The organism is Micromonospora sp. NPDC049559 (assembly GCF_040676675.1).
Classification (GTDB): domain Bacteria; phylum Actinomycetota; class Actinomycetes; order Mycobacteriales; family Micromonosporaceae; genus JBFAPK01.
This window is the reverse complement of record NZ_JBFAPK010000024.1, coordinates 19,054-38,681: the sequence shown is the minus strand read 5'-3', so window position 1 is coordinate 38,681 and position 19,628 is coordinate 19,054. Positions and strand designations below refer to the sequence as shown.

Genomic DNA, 19,628 nt, shown 5'->3' with positions numbered 1-19,628 from the left:
CGATGGAGCCGACCCCCGTACGATGCCCCGCGATCGAGCACCCGGACGTCGCGCTGGCCGACCCGGCCGGCCTCGACCCGCTGCTCGCCCGGCTCGCCGATCCCCGGCCGGTGGCCGAGAGCGAGGCGTACCGGCTCGGCACGCTGCGACCGGACGGCCGAGTGGACCTGTGCAAGCAGGGACTCGGCCCGGCCGGCGCGGCCCGGTTGCTGCCGGTCGCCGTACGCTCGCCGCACGCCGTGCACCTGCTGCTCGGCACCAACTCGCTCGGCCCGGCCGGGGCGCGTTCCGTCGCCGAGGCGCTGGCCGAGGGGCACGGGTTGCACACCCTCTACCTCGGCTGCAACCGGATCGACCCGGACGGCGTCGCCGCGCTCGCGGCCCGCCTGGCCGGCGACGGTACGGTCCGCGCCCTCTGGCTGAAGCGCAACCCGATCGGCGACGCGGGGCTCGCCGCGCTGGCCGGGATGCTCCGCGCCAACGTCACCCTGCGCACGCTTGACCTGGTCAACACCGGGATCACCGGCGCGGGGCTGCGGACCCTGCTCACGGTCCTACTCGACCGACCGACCCCGCTGGAACGGCTCTTCCTCGGTGGCAACGGGCTCGGCCCGGAGGACGCCGACCTGCTCGCGGCGCTGCTGCGCGACGCCGGAGTGCGCGAGCTGTACCTGCCCGCCAACCACCTGGGCGACCGGGGCGCGGCCACGCTGGCCGCCGCCGTCGACCCGGGCCGGCCGGTCCGGCTCGGGCTGGGCGGCAACGGGATCGGGCCGACCGGGGCGCGGGCGCTCGCCGACGCGCTCGCCGGGATCGAGACGCTGGACCTGGGCCGGCCGATGTCGGAGCGCAGCCTGGGGGCGCCCGCCAACTCCACCGGCGACCAGGGGGCGCGGACGCTGGCCGAGGCGCTGCCGGGCAGCGCGCTGCGCCGGCTCGAACTGCGGCACACCGGGATCACCGGCCTGGGCGCCCGGCACGTCGTGACCGCGGTGGCCGCCGGTACCCGGCTGGAGTACGTGGGCCTCGGGCCCGGGGTGCCCCGGCGGATGAAGCGGGCGCTGGCGCCGCACCTGCGCCCGAGCGCGCCCACCCATCCCGACCTGCACGCGATCGGCAGCGTCTACCGGTGAGCACGACGGAGCTTCCCTGGCTCCCGCAGGACGAGGCGGCGAGCTGGCAGCGGGTCCGCCGGTACGCGGTGCCACGGTCGATGATCGAGCTGGCCACCGAGCGCCGGCTGGCCGGGGACTGGCGGGGCGCCTGCGCGGCCGCGAACGTCGACGTCGCGTTCGACCTCGCCGAGGTTGCCGCGCGCGCGGGCCGCGAGGTGGCCGAGGCGATCGAGGAAGACCTGACCCACTTCGCGCCGGACCTGCTGCGCTGGCACCTGCCGCGATACCTGGGCGGCCGGACGACCCTCGCTCCCCGGCGCACGATCACGCTCGCCGGCTACGGCCCCGACGTGCTCCTCCAGGTACGGACACCGCCCATGGTGGACGGTCCGCAGCGGATCGTGCTGCGGGTGCACGGCAACGCGAAGGGCGCCCGGGCTCGGGACAGCTACGGCTCGGGGGATGCCCGTGCGCTCTGGGACGCCCGGCGGGTCGACGGGCTGCGGCGGTTGTGCGGCGGCGGCGCCCGCCTGCCGTTCTTCCACGGCGACGGCACCCCACTGCGCCCCGACGAGTTGCCCGGCGTCCGGCCGCCGCGCCCGGCGGGGGCCGGCGGACCCGGGCGCCCCACGGCGGCTGGCGGGGCCGACCCGGCGACCTGGGCGGAGTGGGTCATCGGCCTGCTCGACGGCGACCGGGTCGTCGAGGCGTTCGACGCGGTCGGCATCCAACCGGCCGACTGGAACCCGGAGCTGCCCAGCTGGCGCGGGCGGCGGCAACCGCTCGCCCTGCTCCGGCGGCTGCCGCTGGCGCTCACCCGGATCCCGGCGGCGGTGCGCGAGGTCTGCGCCGCCACCGGTGCCGGCTCGGTACGGATCCTGCTGAGCTGGCAGGTCGGTCTGCACCTGAGCCCCGACGAGGAGGGCGTCGTCTGGGCCTGGTTCACCGACGCCCGCAAGGACCGGGACGCCACGCCGCTGCCGGACGTGCTCTGGCGCCGGCTACCCGACTTCGACCTGCTGCGCACCGGCCGGCTCGACCCGGACCGGTTGCACCCGCTGGTCCGGGCCGCGTTCTTCCCGGACCGTGCCGCCGCCGTGGGACCGGTCGGTCCGCCGGAGCCGGCCCTGCCCGAACCGGTCCGGGTGCGCTGCCGGGGCGAGTGGCACGAGGTCCAGTCGCGCGACGGCGAGCTGGGCATCCCGCACACCGAGGCCGAGGTACGGCGGGAGCAGGCGCTGCGCGCCTTCGGCGGCAAGAGCGCCGGCTGCTTCGCGGTACGGCAGGCGTGGCGGGAAAGCGACGGCCGGCTGCCCCGCCGGCTGCGCGCCCAGCGGCAGGAGTTCTTCTCCCTGGTCCAGCAGGGCGACACCCGGGGTGTCCTGCGGCTGCTCGACGCCGGCGTCGACCCGCGCCTGCGCAACGGGCGGCGGCAGACGCTGCTGCACCTGCTGCACCTGGTCGACCACGAGCCGCTGCTGCCCCGACTGCTGAAGGCGGGGCTGGACCTTGAGGCGCGGGACCACCACGACCGTACCCCGCTGCACATCGCCGTCGGCGACAACGGCTCGCCGGCCCTGGTGGAGGCGCTGCTCGCGGCCGGGGCCCGGGTCGACGTGGTCGACCACTCCGACTGGTCGGTGCGCGACCTGATCCGGGTACGCAAGCGCAAGGACCTGCCGTTTCTCGCCGAGCGGTTGGAGGGCCGCGAGGACCTGGACAACCACGACTGGTGGGACGAGGACGTAGACGAGGACGAGGAGGACGAGTGAGCGGCGCCATCGACCCGCTCGGCGCGGCCGACGAGCTGAACGCCCGGATCCGCCACGCGCGCACCGAGCCCGGGCGCAACCACCGGCTGGAGGCGCTGGCCCTCGCGGTCTCGGCGAACCTGCCGGTCCTGCTCTGGGGCGAGCCCGGCATCGGCAAGTCGGCCGGGTTGCAGCAGCTCGCCGACGGTCTCGGGGTACGGCTGGAGACGGTCATCGCCAGCGTGCACGAGCCCTCCGACTTCGCCGGGCTGCCGATCATCGGCGACGACCCGGCCGGTACGGGGGTGCCGATGGCACCGCCGGACTGGGCGGTGCGGCTGACGCGTACCGGCCGGGGGATCGTCTTCTTCGACGAGCTCTCGTCCGCCCCGCCGGCGGTACAGGCGGCCCTGCTCCGGGTCGTCCTCGAACGCCGGGTCGGCAGCCTGCAACTGCCCGAGCCGGTACGGGTCGTCGCGGCGGCCAACCCGCCGTCCAGCGCCGCCGACGGGTGGCACCTGAGCCCGCCGCTGGCCAACCGCTTCGTCCACCTGCACTGGACGCACGATCCGCGTACCGTCGCGCGGGGGCTCGCCGGCACCTGGCCCGCCGTACCGGTTCCCGTGGTGGACCCGGCGCGGGTCGCCGGCGCGGTGGCCCGGGCCCGGGGCGCGATCTCCGGCTTCCTCACCGCCCGGCCGGGCCTGGCGCACCACCTGCCGGCCGACGCGGAGGCCCGGGGTCAGGCCTGGCCGTCGCCGCGGAGCTGGGAGATGGCGCTGCGCCTGATCGCGGTCGGGTACGCCACCGGCGCCGCGCCCGAGGCGGTCTCGGCGGCCGTGGTCGGCGCGGTCGGCGACGGCGCCGGTATGGAACTCCTCTCCTACCTGGAGGAACTCGACCTGCCGGACCCGGACCGGGTGCTGGCCGATCCGGACGCGTTCGCGCTGCCGGCCCGGGGCGACCGGCAGTTGGCCTTCCTGACCGCCGTGGTCGCGGCCGTGCAGGGCAACCTGACCCAGCGGCGGTGGGAGGCGGGCTGGGCGGTGCTTGCCAAGGCCGTCGAGGCGGGCGTACCGGACGTCGCGGCCCGCGCCGCCGGTGACCTGGCGGCGCTGCGGCACACCGACTGGCCGGTACCCGAGGGCATCGACCACTTCCTCGACCTGCTGCACCTCTCCGGCGCGCTGGCCGCCGGATGAGCGGTCCCGGCCCCCGGGCGAACCCGCCCGAGCCGCCCGGGCCGGTGGAGTTCGACCGGGTCAAGCTGCTCGCCGCGCGGTTCCGGGCCGCCACCGACCGCCCGTACTTCGCCTCGGCGCTCTACGCGCTCTCGGTGGTGCCGACCGCCGAGGTACCGACGATGGCGGTCGACCGGCACTGGCGCTGCTACGTCTCGCCCGACTTCGTGGCCGCGACCCCGGTGGCCGAGCTGGCCGGGGTCTGGATCCACGAGGTGGCCCACCTGCTGCGGGACCATCCCGGGCGGGCCGCCCGGCTCCCCGCCGACCAGCAGCGCGACCACCTGCGCGTCAACGTGGCGCAGGACTGCGAGATCAACGACGACCTGCTCGCCGACGGGTTGGCGCTGCCCGTCGGCCGCGCCGAGCCGGGCCGCTTCGGTCTGCCCACCGGCGAGCTGTTCGAGGCGTACCTGCCCCGGCTGCCGGAGAACCTCGCCAGCGAGTGCGGTTCCGGGGCGCACGGCCGGCCGTGCCCGTGGGAGCTGGGCGAGGGCGGCGCGATGCCCGGGGTGAGCCCGGTCGAGGCGGACGCGCTGCGCCGGCACACCGCCGAGGCCATGCGGGCCCACCAGCGCGGCCGTGGCCGGTTGCCCGGCGGGTGGCAGCGCTGGGCCGAGCAGCTACTCGAACCGGTGGTCGACTGGCGGCGGGTGCTCGCCGGCGCGGTACGCGAGGCGGTCGCCTGGGCCAGCGGCGCGGTCGACTACACGTACCGCCGGCCGTCGAGGCGTACGCCCGCGCTGGGCGGGGTGGTCCTGCCGAGCCTGCGCCGCCCGCTGCCCCGGGTGGCGATCGTGGTGGACACCTCGGGTTCGATGGGGCCCGACGAGCTGGCGGCGGCGCTCGGCGAGGTGACCGGGGTGCTGCGCGAGGTGGGTGTGCGGGGCAACCGGGTGTCCGTGCTGGCCTGCGACGCGGACGTGCAGGCGGTGTCCCGGGTGACCAGGGCCGACGACGTGACGCTCACGGGCGGCGGCGGTACCGACATGCGGGTCGGCATCCGCGCCGCCCTGGGCGCGCCCGACCGGCCCCAGGTCGTCGTGGTGCTCACCGACGGGCTCACCCCCTGGCCGGACGAGCCGCCGTCGGCCCGGCTGATCGCCGCGCTCCTCGGCGGCGGGTCCCCACCGGAACCACCGGCCTGGGTGGAGACCGTCCGCATTCCGCCCCGCTGAACGCCCACGGGCCATGCGGGTGGCGGGCCGTCGGGCGCGATCGTTTACAACGTAAACTAGTTTGCGTGACCCCCGAGGACCGAGACCCAGCAGACCGAGACACCGCAGACCGGGGTGCCGCAGACCGGGGTGCCGGGAGCGACGATCTCCCACCGTCCGATCCGGTCGCGGCCCTGAACCTGATCCGGCAGCAGCGGGCCGAGGCGCTGCGGCGGATCCAGCCCGACCCGCGCTGGATCTACTGGCCCTGGGGCGTCGCCTGGCTGGTCGGCTTCGGGCTCCTCTTCCTGCGCTTCGGCCCGGACCAGCGGGTCTTCGTCGACCTGCCGTCCTGGCTGCCGCTGGCCGTGCTCTACGCCCTGCTGATCGCCGCCGGCACGGTGACCAGCCTCGTCGGGTCGCGGTCGTACGGGCAGGTGGTCGGGGACTCCTCCCGCCGCGGCGCCTGGTACGGCGCGGCCTGGCTCCTCGGGTACGTGAGTCTGGGCGTCACCCTGAGCCGGGTCACCGGCGCGCTCCCCGTGGACCGGGCGGGACTGCTCTGGTCCGCCAGCGCAGTCGGCCTCACCGGAGTCCTGCACATCGCCGGTGCCGCGATCTGGCTCGACCGCAACCTCTACCTCCTCGGCGTCTGGATCATCGCGGTCAACGTACTCGGGGTGATCGCCGGTCCGGGCTGGCAGGCGCTGCTGATCGCGCTCGCGGGCGGTGGCGGCATCCTCGTCGCCGGCGCGATCGCCCGGCTGCGCCAGCGGCGGTCGCGATGACCGTCACCCGCCGCCACGAGATCGGGCGGCCTCCCGCCCGGCGCGGGACCGGCGGGCGGCCGGGCCGGCTCGGGAGACCGGCATGACCGCGCCGCTGCCGGAGCTGGACCCGGTCATCCACGCCCAGGCCCGGCTGCGGGTCGTCGCCACCCTCTCCACCCTCAGGGAGGGCGACCGCATCACGTTCCCCCGGCTCCAGGAGATCCTCGGGATGACCGCCGGGAATCTCTCGGTGCACCTGCGCAAGCTGGAGGACGCCGGCTACGTCGAGGTCACCAAGACCCACCACGGGCGTACCCCGGCCACGCTGGTCCAGCTCAGCCGCCGGGGCCGGCTCGCCTTCGAGGAGTACACGGCGGCGGTACGGGCCCTGCTCGACCCGCCCGCCGCGACGTAGGGACCCGCTCCCGTGGACGGGGACCGGTCAGCCGCAGAACGCCTGGTCCAGGAACGCGTCGACGACGTGGTCGGGGTCGCCGCGGAAGTCGGGCGTGACCGCGACCGTGACCTGGCGGCGCAGGTCTTCCGTGGAGTAGGACCAGGACCGGTACGCCAGGGCGTCGCCGTCGTTGCCGTAGACGCGGATCCCGCACGAGGTGTCCCACCAGTCCAGCCCGAGCCCGTAGCTCGCGCCCCGCACGCCCGGTGTCCTCATCTCGTCGAGCAGGTGGCCCGGCAGGAGGCGCCCGCCGAGCAGCGCGGCGAAGAACCGGTTGAGATCCCGGGTCGTGGAGATCATCTCGCCGGCCGCGCCCATCATCGACGGGTTCATCTCGGTGTAGTCGATGAGGTGCGTCTCGCCGTCCCGCAGCGTCGGTAGGTAGCCGTGCGGATGCGGTCCGCTGATCCTCGGCCACGTCCCCGGTAGCGAGGTGCCGGTCAACCCGAGCGGCCGGATGATCCGGCGCTCGATCTCGTCGCCGTACGACCGGCCGGTCACCTTCTCGATGATCTGGCCGAGCAGGAGGTAGCCGGTGTTCGAGTACGCGTAGGCCGACCCCGGGGGTTCGAAGGTCGGCGGGTTGGCCAGCGCCCGCGCGACGAGCTCGGTCGCGGTCCAGGTCCGCCACCGGTTGTCCAGGAACTCCGGCCCGGGCGGCATCGGCAGCGTCTCCACGACGTCGTACAACCCGCTGGTGTGGTCGAGCAGGTGGCGCACGGTGATGCGCCGACCGTTCGGGACGACCCCGGGCAGCCACGTCTCGACCGGATCGTCCAGCCCGAGCCGACCCTCGGCCACGAGTTGCAGGACGACGGTGGCGACGAACGTCTTCGTGATGCTGCCCACCCGGAACCGGCCGCCGGCCGGGACCGCCCGCGTCCTGCCCAGTTCGGCGACGCCGCTGGTGGCTCGCCACGCGCCGTGCTCGTCGCGGACCTCCGCGAGCGCGCCCACCGCGCCGGTGGCCACCACGTCGTCCAACCGGCTCCGCATCCCGACGCGATCCGCTTCCTTCGGCGTGGCAGCGGCGGCGGCCGGCGCCGCGAGCACCGCCACGGCCGCGGTCGCGCTCACCAGCGCCCGACGCACCCGCCTCGACCCGACCTGCCCGCGCGAGGCGGCGGCCGGCGACCGCCCGCGTCCGGGATCGGCCGCACCCGCCGCTCGGGGCGCGCGGCGGGCGGTCCACCGGCGGACCAGTTCGACGATGCCGCCGCACGCGAACGACAGTGCGAGGCCGACGGCGAGGCCGAGCAGGGGGTTCTCGACGAACGCCGCGCCGCCCAGGTAGCCCAGCCCGGCCATGTACGCGGCCCAGGCCAGCGCCGCGATCGCCGAGGCCGGGCTGAACCGGGACAGCGGTACCCGGGCCGTGCCGCAGGCCGCGTTCATCGTCACGCGGCCGCCCGGCAGGAATCGGGAGGTCACGATCAGCAGTCCGGCGCGGCGGTCGAGTTGCCGCCCCGCCACGGCGACGGCGCGGCGGGCGTACTTCGAGCGGTTGATCAGCCGTGGGCCGAGGACGCTGCGGCTGAGGCCGTACGCGAGGTGGTCGCCGATGAAGACGCCCAGGGCCGTGGCCACGACGACCAGCAGCAGGCTCGGCGCGCCGGTGTGGGCGAAGACGCCGGCCGTCAGGATCGCCGCCTCGGACGGGATCATCGGGAGTACGCCGTCCAGGCTGCCCAGCCCCGCCAGCAGCGGGTAGAGCAGTGGCGAGGTCATCAGCGGGTCGAGCAGAGTCAGCAGATCCATGCGTTGGAGCGTGGGCGCGGGATGTCGGCCGGGGCGTCCATCTGCGGTGCCGTTCCGGGTCACCCCCGGGTACGGGGTCGGATACCTCTCCGGTGGGATGCCGGGGGTTGGCCGAGGTCAGTAGGGTCGCCGCGTGACGGCGCGCTTGGGATCGGACCGGGAGCACAGCCCGTCGGTGGCCGGCGATGTGCATCGAGGGCACCGCCGGCCGGTGCTGTCGTGGCTGCTGTGGTGGTTGGGCACCAGTCTGCCCGCGCTCACGCTGGCATTGATCAACGTGGGGATGGCCACCTCGGAGTTCGACGTGCCGCCGCTGCCCGCGTTCGTGGCGGGCGTCGGGCAGAGCGCCGCGCTGATCATGGTCCTGGTCCGGCCGAGGGCGGCGACCGCGCTGCAGTTCCTGGCCGTCGCCGTCTTCGCGGTGGCCATCCCACCCGGGTCGGAGTCGCCGTGGCCGCTGACGGTGCCGGGCCTGATCACGCTGATCGCGCACGTCGGACTGGTCGCCGCCCGGAACAGCCGGGTGGCGGCGCTGATGACCTGGTGGGCGAGCGCGCTGCTGCTCGTCCTGGTGGTGCTGCTGGATCCGCGGGGCCGGTCCGTCGCGGACGGGCTGCCGATAATGATCGTCTACACGTCCATCTCGGCGTTCGTGCTCGGCGTCACGCTGGTTGCCGGCCGCTGGCGGGAGATCCGCCGGGAACTCGCCGACGCGCGGCACGATGTCGAGGTCGAGCAGGCTCAGCGGGCGGTCGCCGAGGAGCGCACCCGGATCGCACGCGAACTGCACGACGTCGTCGCGCACAGCATGTCGGTGATCCACATGCAGGCCACCTCGGCGTCGTACCGGATCAAGAACCTGGACCCGGAGGCGAAGGCCGAGTTCGCGCGGATAGCCGCGGGCGCCCGGTCGACGTTGCGCGAGATGCGGCAACTGCTGGCGGTGCTGCGGGACGAGAACGCGGACGCCGAGCTGGCACCCGTGCCCGACCTGGACCGGCTGGCGGAACTGGTCGAATCGGCCGGGCGCGCGGGTGTGCCGGTCGAGTTGCGCGAGGCCGAGGCCGTGCGGGCGGCGGTGCTCCCGGAGAGTGTCGCCCTGGCCGCCTACCGGATCGCGCAGGAGTCGCTGAGCAACGTCATCCGGCACGCGCCCGGTGCCCGTACCACGATATGTCTTGATCTCGATGGTTCCGACCTCGTACTGTCCGTCGTGAACGACGCGGCGGCGCAGCCGGCCCAGCCGATGGAGGCGCCCGGCCGGGTCCGGCACGGGCTGTCGGGGATGCGCGAGCGGGTCCGGCTGGTCGGAGGATCATTGGAGACCGGCGCACGCGACGAGGGCGGCTATCGGGTCGCGGCGCGACTGCCGATCGGAGGTCAGGCGTGATCCGCACGCTGATCGTGGACGACCAGTCGATGATCCGGGTGGGCATCCGCGCGATCCTGGAGTCGCAGGACGACATCACGGTCGTCGGTGAGGCGGAGAACGGGCAGCTCGGCGTCGAACGGTCCCGCAGCCTGCGCCCCGACGTCGTACTGATGGACGTCCGGATGCCGGTGCTGGACGGACTGTCCGCGACCAGGGCCCTGCTCGGGCCGGAACGCGCCGGGGAACACACGCCGCGCGTGCTGATGCTGACCACCTTCGACCTCGACGACTACATCTATGCCGCCCTGCAGGCCGGCGCCAGCGGATTCCTGCTCAAGGACAGCGAGCCCGAGGAACTGCTCCGGGCCGTGCGCGTGGTCGCCGAGGGCGAGGCGTTGCTCGCACCGAGGATCACCCGCCGGCTCATCGAGAACTTCGTCGAGGCGAGGCCGCGGCAGCCGACCGGCGCCACGGCGCTCAACGGGCTCACCGACCGGGAGCGGGAGGTGCTGCGCCTGATGGCGCTGGGCATGTCGAACTCCGAGATAGCCGGGTCGCTGTTCATCGCCGAGCAGACCACCAAGACACATGTGAGCCGGGTCCTGCAGAAGCTGGGCCTGCGCGACCGGGTCCAGGCCGTGGTCTTCGGCTACGAGACCGGTCTCGTCACGCCCGGCGGCCGGGTCTGATCCGGCCCCGGTAGCGGTGGCGCCGACCCGGGCCCGGTAGCCAGCTCAGTCCCGAGCGGCGCCGAGCAGGTCGCGTACCAGCGCGGCGTAGTCGCGGCCCATCTCCTCGGCCGGGTACCGCTCGGCGGCCTCCCGGGCGGCCCGTGCCGCCGACGCCTCGTCCAGCTCGACGGCCGCGAGCAGGGCGTCGGAGAGCGACTCCGCGTACCCGGATACGAAGGTGATGGTGAAGCGCGGATCCGGCAGCTCCTCCTCGGGTGTGGCCGGTGCCACCAACGGCCGCCCGAAGGTGAGCGCCAGCGGGAGGACGGGCGAGTCCCGCAGCGGCGGCTCGGGCAGCACCACGACGTCGGCCGCCTTGAAGTAGAGCTGCAGCTCCTCCTCCGGCACGGCCACCAGCGCCGGGACGATCCGGTCCGCCGCCGGACCGCGCCGCAGCCGCGGGTCGAGCGCGGCGGCGTCGCCCGGCGCACCGGCGACGACCAGGCGCAGCCGCGGGTCCCGCTCGACGGCCGGTTCGAACGCCTCCAGCAGCAGCTCCAGCCCCGGATAGGTGCCGTCCTGGTCGAAGAGGAGCAGCGCGCGGTCGTCGGGCGCGAGCCCGAACCGCTCCCGCGCCGCCGCCCGCGCTGCCGACCGGGGCAGGCGGTCCAGGTAGCTGCCGGACGCCACCACGCGGATCTTCTCGGCCGGCAGGTGGAAGTGGGGCGCCACGGCGCCGGCCGTGCCCGGACCGGTCACGTGGACCACGTCGGCCCGCTCGGCGAGGAAGGCGCCGAGCTGCCGTTCCAGCTCCGGGTACCGCCACCGCTCCGGCCGTACGTCGTGGACGGTGACGATCAGCTTGCCGCCCCGTCCGGCCAGTTCGTCGACGCGCTGCCTGAGTCGCGCCAACCGCTCCGCCGCCTCCTCGGCCGAACCCGCCTCGGCCAGGAGCCGGTCGGTCCGGTGCAGGTGCAGCGCGTAGTTGTCGAGCCGGCCCCGCGAGTGCGGCGCCGGGTCGGCGAGCACGTCCGGCACCGGGCAGTACGCGAGACCGTCCCGGGCCAGCCCGGCCCGCAGCGCCGACCGGTACGGGTCGGCGTCGCCGGCCGGGTACCCGCCGACCAGCGGTACGGTCGCCCGCCGGGGTGCGGCGGGCAGCTCGGCGAGGAACAGGTCCAGCTCCTCGGCGCGCCGGAGGTACGAGTGCAGCTGGCGTACCCGGGCGCCCAGCGCCAGCGCCCGGAGTTCGATCCGCTCGGGGCTGGCCAGCAGCTCGGTCAGCTGCGCGCCGAAGCCCTTCTCCTCGCCGCAGACCGGCACCTCGTCCAGGCCGAGCCCGACCAGCGGCAGCCGCGAGTTGGTCACCGGCAGCGCACCGGCCGCGAGGGCCTCCAGCAGCGCCGGGTTCGCCAGCCCGTCCGCCCGCAGGCTGGGGCTGAAATCGTCGAGCACCAGCAGCGCGCGCCCGTACAGGTCCGGGAGCTTGAAGTAGCCCGGGGTGCCGATCCCGTACGGGGCGTGGATCCGGTCGAGCGCGTCGCGTCCCCGGGTGATGGCGAACGGGAACGTGATGTGTCCCCGGCGCAGCAGCTGGTACAGGTGGCGGGGCGTCTCGCCGCCGCCGGGGGCGGTGCAGACGCCGGCCCGCTCGGCCCGCCGCCGGGGCGGGCGGAACAGCTCGGTGTCCACGCCGACCGGCAACAGCCCGCTCGGCCCGTCGTAGCGCTCGGTGAGCCGGGACAGGGCCACCGGTGAGGCGGCGAGGACCGCGTCGAAGAGGGCCAGGTGCGGGTGCTCGGCCCAGCGTTCGACCTCGTCGCGCACCCAGGCGACGACGCGGCAGCCGTCGGGTACCACGGTCGGGTCGAAGGTCGGCAGCATGGCGACCACGACGTCGGTCTCCGGCGGCAGCGCGGTCCACCGCTCGGGTCCGAAGTACGCCACCTCGTGGTCGCGGCCGCCCAGGTACCGGCCCAGCCCCACGGCCGCGTACAGGTCGCGCCAGCCCGCCCGCAGGTCCCGCCCGGAGACGCAGAAGGCGATCTTCGATCCGTCCGAGCTGAACCCGTCGACCTCGACCGCGCGCTGGTAGAGCCGCCGGACGATGCGGGCCGAGGCGAGCCGGCGGAAGTGGTCCTGCCGTTGCAGGATCCGGGCGCGGGACGCGGCGGCGCGCAGCCGCCCCTTGCCCCAGCCGCCCGCCCGGCGCAGCCGCCGGTTCACGGCGTGCACGCCGTCGGCCGGCCGGAGCAGAGCCCGCGTCGCGGAACCGGCCGGGTCGGCCTCAGCGCGGCTGGGAACGTCCACACTCGACCACCTTGCTTGCGAACGCCACGCCCCCGGGGCGTGGCTCTAACTGAATGCGAGTTCGTTGATATCGTCCCGCCGCCCGAGTCGCCCCTCGCGGGCGTCGGAGAAGGCGAGTTCGATGAGCTTGTCGAAGTTGCCGAGGAACTGCGGCGCGTGCTCCTCCACCCGGCCGCGCCAGCCCTTGATGGACGGTTGCAGGTCCGCGATGCTCTCGTCCACCTCGGCCGAGAAGAATCGCCGGGAGAAATGAATGCGATTCCGGCACATGTAGTACAGGTAGTACGAGGCGGGGTACTTTCCGGTGGAGCGCTTGAAGTGCCACGTCCGGGCCCGGGGCGCGATGACGGTACGCCAACCGGCGGCGCGTACCCGCAGACAGTAATCGGTCTCCTCGAAATAGAGGAAGTATTCCTCGGGCAGGAGGCCGATCTGGCGCAGCACGCTCCGGCGAACCAGGAAACACGCCCCGGTCACGTAGTCGACGTCGCGCACCACGTCGTCGCGGACCGAGCTGTCCAGCCGCCCGGCGTCCTGGTGCAGCGTGGCGCCCTTGCGGGTGGCGTCGACGACCCCGCCGTTGAAGAGGATCCGGGGCGGGTCGTTGTCGTCCAGGATGCGCGCGCCGAATATGCCGGCGTCGGGCTCCTGCTCGGCGGTCGCGAGCAGCGCGGACAGGGTGTCGGTGCTGACCGTGGCGTCCGGGTTGACCAGCCAGACGAAATCCGCGTCACCGTCGAGGGCCCGCCTGATCCCGACGTTGGTGCCCGCCGCGAAGCCGTTGTTACCGCCCGATTCCATGACCTCGACGCCCGGGTCGAGATGGGCCCGGAGCAGGTCGACCGAGGCGCCCCGCTCGGTATTGTCGACCACGATGATCTGCTGATTCAGATAATCGCCGGCCTGCAACGAGTCGACACAGCGGATCGTGTCTTCGTGGTGGCGGTAGTTGACTATTACCGTCGACACCCGTGGCCCCGGCCGCACAGAGGTCCCTCCCGCTCGTCGCCAGACTCGGCGCCGGCTGCCGGCTGCCCGGCGCTGAGGCTAGCAGATGGGACAGACGATAAGAAGGCGCAGATCGGCCGGAGATCTTGCGGTTTTCCGGCGTCCGCCGAACGGTCACAGAAACAATTGGCCGGTCGGATGATGATATTGCCACCCGTACCCGGCGGGACCAGCAAGATCGCGACTTTGGACCGGTCCGGCGGGCGCCGTGCGGCAGTCGGTGGGCAGCGTTCGGCGGACCTCGGCTAGCGGACGGCGCCGGGCTTCGGCTGGCGGGCGGCGTCGCGGGCGGCCCGTACCGGAACCACGATCGGCCCGTGCTCGCCGTCGACCACCCGTACCCGGGCCCGGTAGTGGGTCGCCAGCAGCTCCTCGGTCAGCACCTCGCGGGGCGTACCGGCGGCGGCCACCCGTCCCGCGTCGAGCAGCACCAGCCGGTCGGCGTACTCGCCGGCGATCGAGAGGTCGTGCATGGTCGCCAGCACGGTCAGCCCCGAGTCCCGCCGCAGCTGGTCCACCACCTCCAGGACCTCCTGCTGGTGGCCGATGTCGAGCGCGCTGGTCGGCTCGTCGAGCATCAGCAGGGTCGCGCCCTGGGCCAGCGCCCGGGCGAGGAAGACCCGCTGCCGCTCGCCGCCGGAGAGGGTCTCCAGCGGGCGGGAGCCGAACCGCGCCAGGTCGAGCCGGTCCAGCACGCCGGCCACGACCGCCAGGTCCGCGGCCGACTCCCGGCCCAGCGGTCGCAGGTACGGGGTCCGGCCGAGCAGCACGTAGTCGAAGACCGCCATCCCGGGCGGCACCACCGGGGACTGGGCCACGGTCGCCACCACGCGGGCCCGCTCGCGGCGGGAGAGCGCCGCGCTCGGCGTACCGAAGAGGTTGACCGTGCCGGTCGCGGGCAGCAGGCCGCCGACGGCGCGCAACAGGGTGGACTTGCCGGCGCCGTTCGGTCCGATCACGGTGACCCACTCGCCGGCGGCGACCGCCAGGTCGATCCCGGCCAGGATCCGCGCCCCGCCGAGCGACACCCGCAGGTCCACCAGCTCGACGGCGGGCGCCGCCGGGGCGGTCACGAGGCGACCCGACCGCTGGTACGCAGCACCAGCACGAAGAAGGGCGCGCCGAGCAGCGCGGTGACCACGCCGATCGGGATCTCGGCGGGGGCGGCGGCGGTACGGGCGACCGCGTCGGTGAGCACCAGGAAGGCGCCGCCGAAGAGCATCGACAGCGGCAGGATCACCCGGTAGCTGGAGCCGGCGAGCAGCCGTACGGTGTGCGGCACGATGATCCCGACGAAACCGATCAGGCCGGAGACCGAGACGGCGGCGGCGGTACCGAGCGAGGCGGCGGCGAGCAGCAGGTACCGGGAGCGCTGCGGGTGCAGCCCCAGGCTGGCCGCCTCGTCGTCGCCGACCGAGAGGACGTCCAGTTTCCGCCGCTGGAGCAGCACCACGGCGGCGGTGAGCGCGGTGTACGGCAGCATCAGCATGACGTCGTGCCAGCCGGCGGTGGCGAGCCGGCCGAGCAGCCAGGAGTAGACCTCGCGGATGCTGTCGGCGTTGCGTTGCAGCAGGTAGGTCTGGCCGGCGGAGAGGAAGGCGGAGACCGCCACGCCGGCCAGGATCAGGGTCGCCGGGCCGCGGTCGCGGCCGCCGGCGGCCCCCAGCAGGTACGTCATGAGCACCGCGCCGACCGCGCCGACGAAGGCCGCGAGCGGCACGGTCACCGGCAGCCCCACCGTGGCGTCGCCGGACGGGTCCCCGCCGCCGGCCGCCCGCAGCGCGATGACGGCGGTGACCGCGAGCCCGGCGCCGGCGGCCACCCCGAGCAGGTGCGGGTCGGCCAGCGGATTGCGGAACACGCCCTGGTAGCAGCCGCCGGCGAGGGCGAGCATGCCGCCCACGAGCAGCCCGAGCACGACCCGGGGCAGCCGCAGCTCGGTGACGATGGCGGCCTCGCGCCCGGTCAGCCCGGTACGCACGTGCACCCCGGGTACGAGGTTGAGCAGCTCACCGGCGACACCGAGCGGCGGGAGGCCGACCGGCCCGACGGCGAGCCCGACGATCACCGAGAGGAGCACCGCCACGATCCCCGCGGCCACCCACCACGGCCGCAGCCGGGCCGGGCGGGTGGTGCCGCCGGAGGACCCCGCTGCTGTTCCCGGGGCCCTCCGCAGCAGGTTCGTCACGCGGGCGCCTTGGCGACCGCGTCGACGATGGCGCGGATCAGGTCGACCACGCGCGGTCCCCACCGCGACGCGATGTCGTCGTCGAGCGCCACGACCTGACCGGTACGCACCGCCGTGACGTCCGCCCAGCCGCTGCGCGCCCGTACCGTCTCCAGCGACTGCTTGCAGCACTTGGTGTCGGCCAGGAAGACGAAGTCCGGGTTGGCCTTGACCAGCGACTCGGCCGAGAGCTGGGGATAGCCGCCCTTGGCGCCGTCCGCGTCGGCCGGGTCCGCGACGTTGACCATGTTGACGAGCCCGAAGAGCGACCCGACGAAGGTCTTGCTGGTCACGCTGTAGTAGGTCGGGTCCAGCTCGTAGTAGTAGCTGAGCGGCTTGGCCCGCGCCGGCACCGTCTTGACCAGCTTGTCGATGTCGTCCCGCATCCGCTGCACGAGGGCGGTCGCCTCGTCGGCGTGCCCGGTCAGCTTCCCGAGATCGCCGAGCTGCCGGTACGTGTCGTCGAGCGTCTTGGCGGCCGGCGACAGGTACACCGGGATCTTGAGGGCGGTGAGCTGGTCGACGATCTTGTTGGTGTCGTTGGAGAGGACCACGAGGTCGGGGTTCTTCGCCGCGATCGCCTCGGCGTTCGGCTGGAACGCCGACAGTTCGCTCTTCGGCGCCTCGGGCGGGTAGTTCGAGTTGTCGTCGGCGGCCGTGACCTGCTTGCCCGCGCCAACGGCGAAGAGCATCTCGGTCGCGGTGGGCGAGAGCGCCACGATCTTCTCGGGGCGGGCCGCCAGGGTGAGCTGGCCGACGGTGACGGGGAAGGCCGCGCCGCCGCTGGCCGAGCCGGCGGGCTTGTCGGCCGCCGGGTCGCCGCAGCCGGCCAGGGCCAGCGCCGCGGCGGCGAGGGTGGCGGTCAGGGCCTTCGTGGCGCGGCTCGGCCGGGTGGTGCCGGCCAACCGGGACGGGGCCGCCGCCGGGACACGTCTGAGCATGGATCCTCCTGTCGGTCGAGGCTGGTGCTTCGCCGACAGGGGGCTGTTCCGTCCGCCGGTCCCCGTCCGCGAGGCGCCCTTCCTCGAGAGCGCGGTTCGCGCCGCACCGCAGGCGACCTGGCTCGTCCCCGCCGGCCTCGGTCGAGGCTTCGGCTCCCGCCGGGGCGGCGGGTGGGGCATCACAGTTGCGGGACAGCACCGGTTTCGCACCGGTTTCGCTGCGGGGCGGTCTGCTAACGCGTCCTCCACCTGGCCGGGCCCTCGGGCCGGACCGGCGGAACACGCGCCAGCAGGGTAGCCTACCGCCGGCTCAGCCCAGTTGACCTTGCGTAGCCGGGGCGACGCCCGTCACCGGCGGCGATACCGCCGCCCGCCCGGCCCGCTTCGGACGTACGGCCGGGAAATGGCACAGATCACGGGAACCCGGGCCGAGTCGGGGACAGCTAGTGAGAGTGACGACAACCATGCGTGCGCGAATACGGGACGGAGATCCGCGGGCGTTCGCGGAGCTCTTCGACGAGTACTCGCGCGCCGTCTACAACCATGCCTTCCGGCTGACCGCCGACTGGTCCGTGGCGGAGGACGTGATGGCGTCGACGTTCATGGAGGCGTGGCGGCTGCGCGAGCGGATCGACTCCGACGGTGGCTCGTTGCGGCCCTGGCTGCTCGCGATCGCCACGAACATCGCGCGGTCGCACGTGCGTAGCAACCGCCGGTACCGGGCGGCCATCCGCGCGCAGGAGCCGGCCGAACCGGACCACGCCGACGCGGTCGCGGGACGGGTCGACGACCGGCGCCGGCTGCTGGCGACGGTGTCGGCGCTCGCGCACCTGCGGCGGACCGAGCGCGAGGTCCTGAGCCTGTGCTTCTGGCAGGAGATGGACTACGAGACCGCCGCGAAGGTGCTGGGTGTGCCGGTGGGGACCGTACGGTCCCGGCTGTCGCGGGCGCGGGCGCGGCTGCGCAAGCTGGCCGACGCGGAACTCGCCGCGGATTTCGTGGAACCGCGGGGGTCCGGCAGGCAGGTAAGAGGTGACCGCAACTTCGCGGTCCGGCCCGGACGGGAAGGAATCTGATGAACGTTCACCACTCCCGGCTTGAGCCTCGTGACGGGGATCCGGCAGAGCGCCTGTTCTCCAGGGATGAGGTCGAGTTGCCCGAGGGCCGCCACCTTTTTCACAGGAAGCAGCTCATGGCCTTCATCGAAGCGGAAACCGCCGCCACCCCCGCCGCCCAGCCGGCCGCCCCGCGTCGGCGTTCCTTCCTGCGTCCGGCCTTCGTGCTGCCGGCCGTGGCCTGTTCCCTGGCGCTCGTCGCCGGTGCGGCGGTGGCCGTGCTGAGCCCCGACGGGGGCACCCAGGGCACGACCGGACCGGCGCTGACCACCACCCTGGTGGAGGGGGACGGCAAGGGCGTCCCGCAGTTGCTGGAGCGCATCTCGCTGGCCGCCGTCGAAGGCCCGGCGTCGGCCGAGCAGGTGCGCGCCGGCCAGTACATCTACATCGAGAGCAAGGTCGGCACCACGTACGAGAAGACGGTGGACGACAAGACGACCCTGGTGAGCGACGGCATCCACACCCGCCGCATCTGGCGGTCGACCGACGGTACGAAGGGATGGCTGATCGACCCGGCCGTCACGCCGCCGAAGGGCGAGTCCATCGACGCCATCAACGAGAAGGGCGAGGTGCAGCAGAGCTTCCTGAACTTCCCGTCCTACGACTACCTCAAGACGCTCCCCACCGACCCGGACGCGCTGCTGAAGAAGATCTACACGGAGACCAAGGGGCACGGCAACAGCCCGGACCAGGAGGCCTTCACCACGATCGGGGACCTGCTCAAGGAGTCCCTGCTGCCCGCGCCGCTGGCCGCGGCTCTGTACCGGGCGGCAGCCAAGATCCCCGGCGTCGTCGAGGTGCCCCGGGCGGAGGACGCGGCGGGCCGTACCGGGGTGGCGGTCGCCCGGCTCGACGAGACGAGCGGCCGGCGGACGGAGTGGATTTTCGACGCGAAGACCTTCACCTACCTCGGCGAGCGCAACGTCCAGGTCCGCGCGAACGGTGGTGACGCCGGGCTGATCACGCCGGGGACGGTCACCTTCACCTCGGCGATCCTGGTCCGCGAGGCGGTGGACCAGCTTCCCGACGGGGCCCGCTGACCGGTTCGGTCGCGGCCCACGGTGGGCCGGTGTCGCCTCTCGGGTGGCGGCGCCGGCCCACCGTCCCATTTCTGGAGAAACAATCCGCTCGCTTCCGGATCGCGTCACCGGGCCGCATCACCGGACGGGGGTAGGCGGATGCCGTCGAGCACGATCTGGAGGTGGCGCCGCCAGTCGGCGTTCCCGCCCGGCTGGAAGTACATGGTGGCGATCACGCCGTTGGCCAGGACGACGAAGTCGGCGGGGGTGAGGTCGGCGCGGACCCGGCCCGAGGCGACGGCGCGCTCGACGATCCGGCCCGCGACCTCCATGAACTCGGCCTTCTGTCGCTGGACGCGTTCCCATTCGAGGCCGTCCTTGCCCATCAGCGCCAATTGGAAGGCGGCGTCGCCGTCGGCGGCCTCCAGGTAGGTGCGCAGCAGCACCTCGAACGCCTCACCCGGGTCGGCGACCGCCTCGGCCGCGCGGGCGAGGTCGGCCATGCCGTGGAACCGCTCGCCGACCATGGCGGTGAGCAGCGCCTCCTTGTTCGGGAAGTGGCGGTAGAGGGTGCCCATGCCCAGCCCAGCACGGGCGGCGATCTCCTCCATCTGGGCGTCGCGGCCCTGACGGGCGAACAACTCGCCGGCGGCGGCCATGATCCGCTCGCGGTTGCGGCGCGCGTCGGCGCGCATAGGTCGCTCGGTCTCGGTCAT

17 protein-coding genes are annotated in these 19,628 nt (G+C 74.1%); 10 read left to right on the top strand and 7 right to left on the bottom strand.

The features are described 5' to 3' along the window. Positions 1–2: 2 nt before the first annotated feature. From AB0J86_RS23975 to AB0J86_RS23950, 6 genes are all read left to right on the top strand, one after another. Entirely contained in the window at positions 3–1,133 is a 1,131-nt protein-coding gene (locus AB0J86_RS23975) for a gala protein (RefSeq protein WP_363859837.1), read from the top strand. Then, positions 1,130–2,887, top strand: a complete 1,758-nt coding sequence (locus AB0J86_RS23970) for an ankyrin repeat domain-containing protein (protein WP_363859836.1) — start codon at positions 1,130–1,132, stop codon at positions 2,885–2,887. Before AB0J86_RS23975 ends, AB0J86_RS23970 begins: the two co-directional genes overlap by 4 nt. Next, on the top strand, positions 2,884–4,068 hold the full coding sequence (locus AB0J86_RS23965; protein WP_363859835.1) for an AAA family ATPase: 1,185 nt from the start codon (positions 2,884–2,886) through the stop codon (positions 4,066–4,068). Before AB0J86_RS23970 ends, AB0J86_RS23965 begins: the two co-directional genes overlap by 4 nt. Next, positions 4,065–5,285: a VWA-like domain-containing protein gene (locus tag AB0J86_RS23960; protein ID WP_363859834.1), complete on the top strand. Its 1,221-nt coding sequence runs from the start codon at positions 4,065–4,067 to the stop codon at positions 5,283–5,285. The genes AB0J86_RS23965 and AB0J86_RS23960 overlap by 4 nt, the downstream gene beginning before the upstream one ends. Positions 5,286–5,350: 65 nt before the next feature. Then, complete coding sequence (locus AB0J86_RS23955; protein WP_363859833.1) at positions 5,351–6,052, top strand: transporter; 702 nt, start codon at positions 5,351–5,353, stop codon at positions 6,050–6,052. A gap of 82 nt (positions 6,053–6,134) precedes the next feature. Further along, a complete protein-coding gene (locus tag AB0J86_RS23950) occupies positions 6,135–6,449 on the top strand; it encodes a transcriptional regulator (protein WP_363859832.1) in 315 nt (104 codons plus the stop codon). 27 nt (positions 6,450–6,476) lie between these two features. Here AB0J86_RS23950 and AB0J86_RS23945 read toward each other — a convergent pair whose 3' ends face one another. Then, positions 6,477–8,249: a serine hydrolase gene (locus tag AB0J86_RS23945; RefSeq protein WP_363859831.1), complete on the bottom strand. Its 1,773-nt coding sequence runs from the start codon at positions 8,247–8,249 to the stop codon at positions 6,477–6,479. 133 nt (positions 8,250–8,382) lie between these two features. On the opposite strand from AB0J86_RS23945, the gene AB0J86_RS23940 reads away from it, so the two are divergent. Further along, a complete protein-coding gene (locus AB0J86_RS23940; RefSeq protein WP_363859830.1) occupies positions 8,383–9,639 on the top strand; it encodes a histidine kinase in 1,257 nt (418 codons plus the stop codon). Continuing rightward, entirely contained in the window at positions 9,636–10,310 is a 675-nt protein-coding gene (locus tag AB0J86_RS23935; RefSeq protein ID WP_363859829.1) for a response regulator transcription factor, read from the top strand. Before AB0J86_RS23940 ends, AB0J86_RS23935 begins: the two co-directional genes overlap by 4 nt. 45 nt (positions 10,311–10,355) lie before the next feature. On the opposite strand, the gene AB0J86_RS23930 is transcribed toward AB0J86_RS23935, so the two are convergent. The 5 genes from AB0J86_RS23930 to AB0J86_RS23910 all read right to left on the bottom strand — a co-directional run bounded on the left by AB0J86_RS23930 (position 10,356) and on the right by AB0J86_RS23910 (position 16,778). Beyond that, positions 10,356–12,602, bottom strand: coding sequence for a hypothetical protein (locus AB0J86_RS23930; RefSeq protein ID WP_363859828.1), 2,247 nt, complete (start codon positions 12,600–12,602; stop codon positions 10,356–10,358). Between the two features lie 45 nt (positions 12,603–12,647). Further along, entirely contained in the window at positions 12,648–13,571 is a 924-nt protein-coding gene (locus tag AB0J86_RS23925) for a glycosyltransferase family 2 protein (RefSeq protein WP_363859827.1), read from the bottom strand. Between the two features lie 284 nt (positions 13,572–13,855). After that, the gene (locus tag AB0J86_RS23920; RefSeq protein ID WP_363859826.1) at positions 13,856–14,683 is read right to left on the bottom strand and encodes an ABC transporter ATP-binding protein; all 828 of its coding nucleotides are present in this window, start codon (positions 14,681–14,683) and stop codon (positions 13,856–13,858) included. Continuing rightward, a complete protein-coding gene (locus AB0J86_RS23915) occupies positions 14,680–15,786 on the bottom strand; it encodes an iron ABC transporter permease (protein ID WP_363859899.1) in 1,107 nt (368 codons plus the stop codon). Before AB0J86_RS23915 ends, AB0J86_RS23920 begins: the two co-directional genes overlap by 4 nt. 8 nt (positions 15,787–15,794) lie before the next feature. Further along, a complete protein-coding gene (locus AB0J86_RS23910) occupies positions 15,795–16,778 on the bottom strand; it encodes an ABC transporter substrate-binding protein (protein ID WP_363859825.1) in 984 nt (327 codons plus the stop codon). A gap of 464 nt (positions 16,779–17,242) precedes the next feature. On the opposite strand from AB0J86_RS23910, the gene AB0J86_RS23905 reads away from it, so the two are divergent. Together AB0J86_RS23905 and AB0J86_RS23900 are read left to right on the top strand one after the other, a co-directional pair. Then, entirely contained in the window at positions 17,243–17,854 is a 612-nt protein-coding gene (locus AB0J86_RS23905; RefSeq protein WP_363859824.1) for an RNA polymerase sigma factor, read from the top strand. Further along, positions 17,854–18,933, top strand: a complete 1,080-nt coding sequence (locus AB0J86_RS23900; RefSeq protein ID WP_363859823.1) for a CU044_5270 family protein — start codon at positions 17,854–17,856, stop codon at positions 18,931–18,933. The genes AB0J86_RS23905 and AB0J86_RS23900 overlap by 1 nt, the downstream gene beginning before the upstream one ends. 104 nt (positions 18,934–19,037) lie before the next feature. Here the strand turns inward: AB0J86_RS23900 and AB0J86_RS23895 are convergent, their stop codons facing one another. Then, positions 19,038–19,628 carry a helix-turn-helix domain-containing protein gene (locus tag AB0J86_RS23895; RefSeq protein WP_363859822.1) on the bottom strand — a complete coding sequence of 197 codons (591 nt, stop codon included), beginning with the start codon at positions 19,626–19,628 and terminating at the stop codon, positions 19,038–19,040.

Excerpts from the sequence above, each read along its gene's own strand:
- AB0J86_RS23975 (WP_363859837.1), top strand. The coding sequence starts at position 3 with ATGGAGCCGACCCCCGTACGATGCCCCGCGATCGAGCACCCGGACGTC.
- AB0J86_RS23960 (WP_363859834.1), top strand. The coding sequence starts at position 4,065 with ATGAGCGGTCCCGGCCCCCGGGCGAACCCGCCCGAGCCGCCCGGGCCG.
- AB0J86_RS23950 (WP_363859832.1), top strand. The coding sequence starts at position 6,135 with ATGACCGCGCCGCTGCCGGAGCTGGACCCGGTCATCCACGCCCAGGCC.
- AB0J86_RS23945 (WP_363859831.1), bottom strand. The coding sequence starts at position 8,249 with ATGGATCTGCTGACTCTGCTCGACCCGCTGATGACCTCGCCACTGCTC.
- AB0J86_RS23910 (WP_363859825.1), bottom strand. The coding sequence starts at position 16,778 with ATGCTCAGACGTGTCCCGGCGGCGGCCCCGTCCCGGTTGGCCGGCACC.
- AB0J86_RS23905 (WP_363859824.1), top strand. The coding sequence starts at position 17,243 with ATGCGTGCGCGAATACGGGACGGAGATCCGCGGGCGTTCGCGGAGCTC.
- AB0J86_RS23900 (WP_363859823.1), top strand. The coding sequence starts at position 17,854 with ATGAACGTTCACCACTCCCGGCTTGAGCCTCGTGACGGGGATCCGGCA.
- AB0J86_RS23895 (WP_363859822.1), bottom strand. The coding sequence starts at position 19,628 with ATGACCGAGACCGAGCGACCTATGCGCGCCGACGCGCGCCGCAACCGC.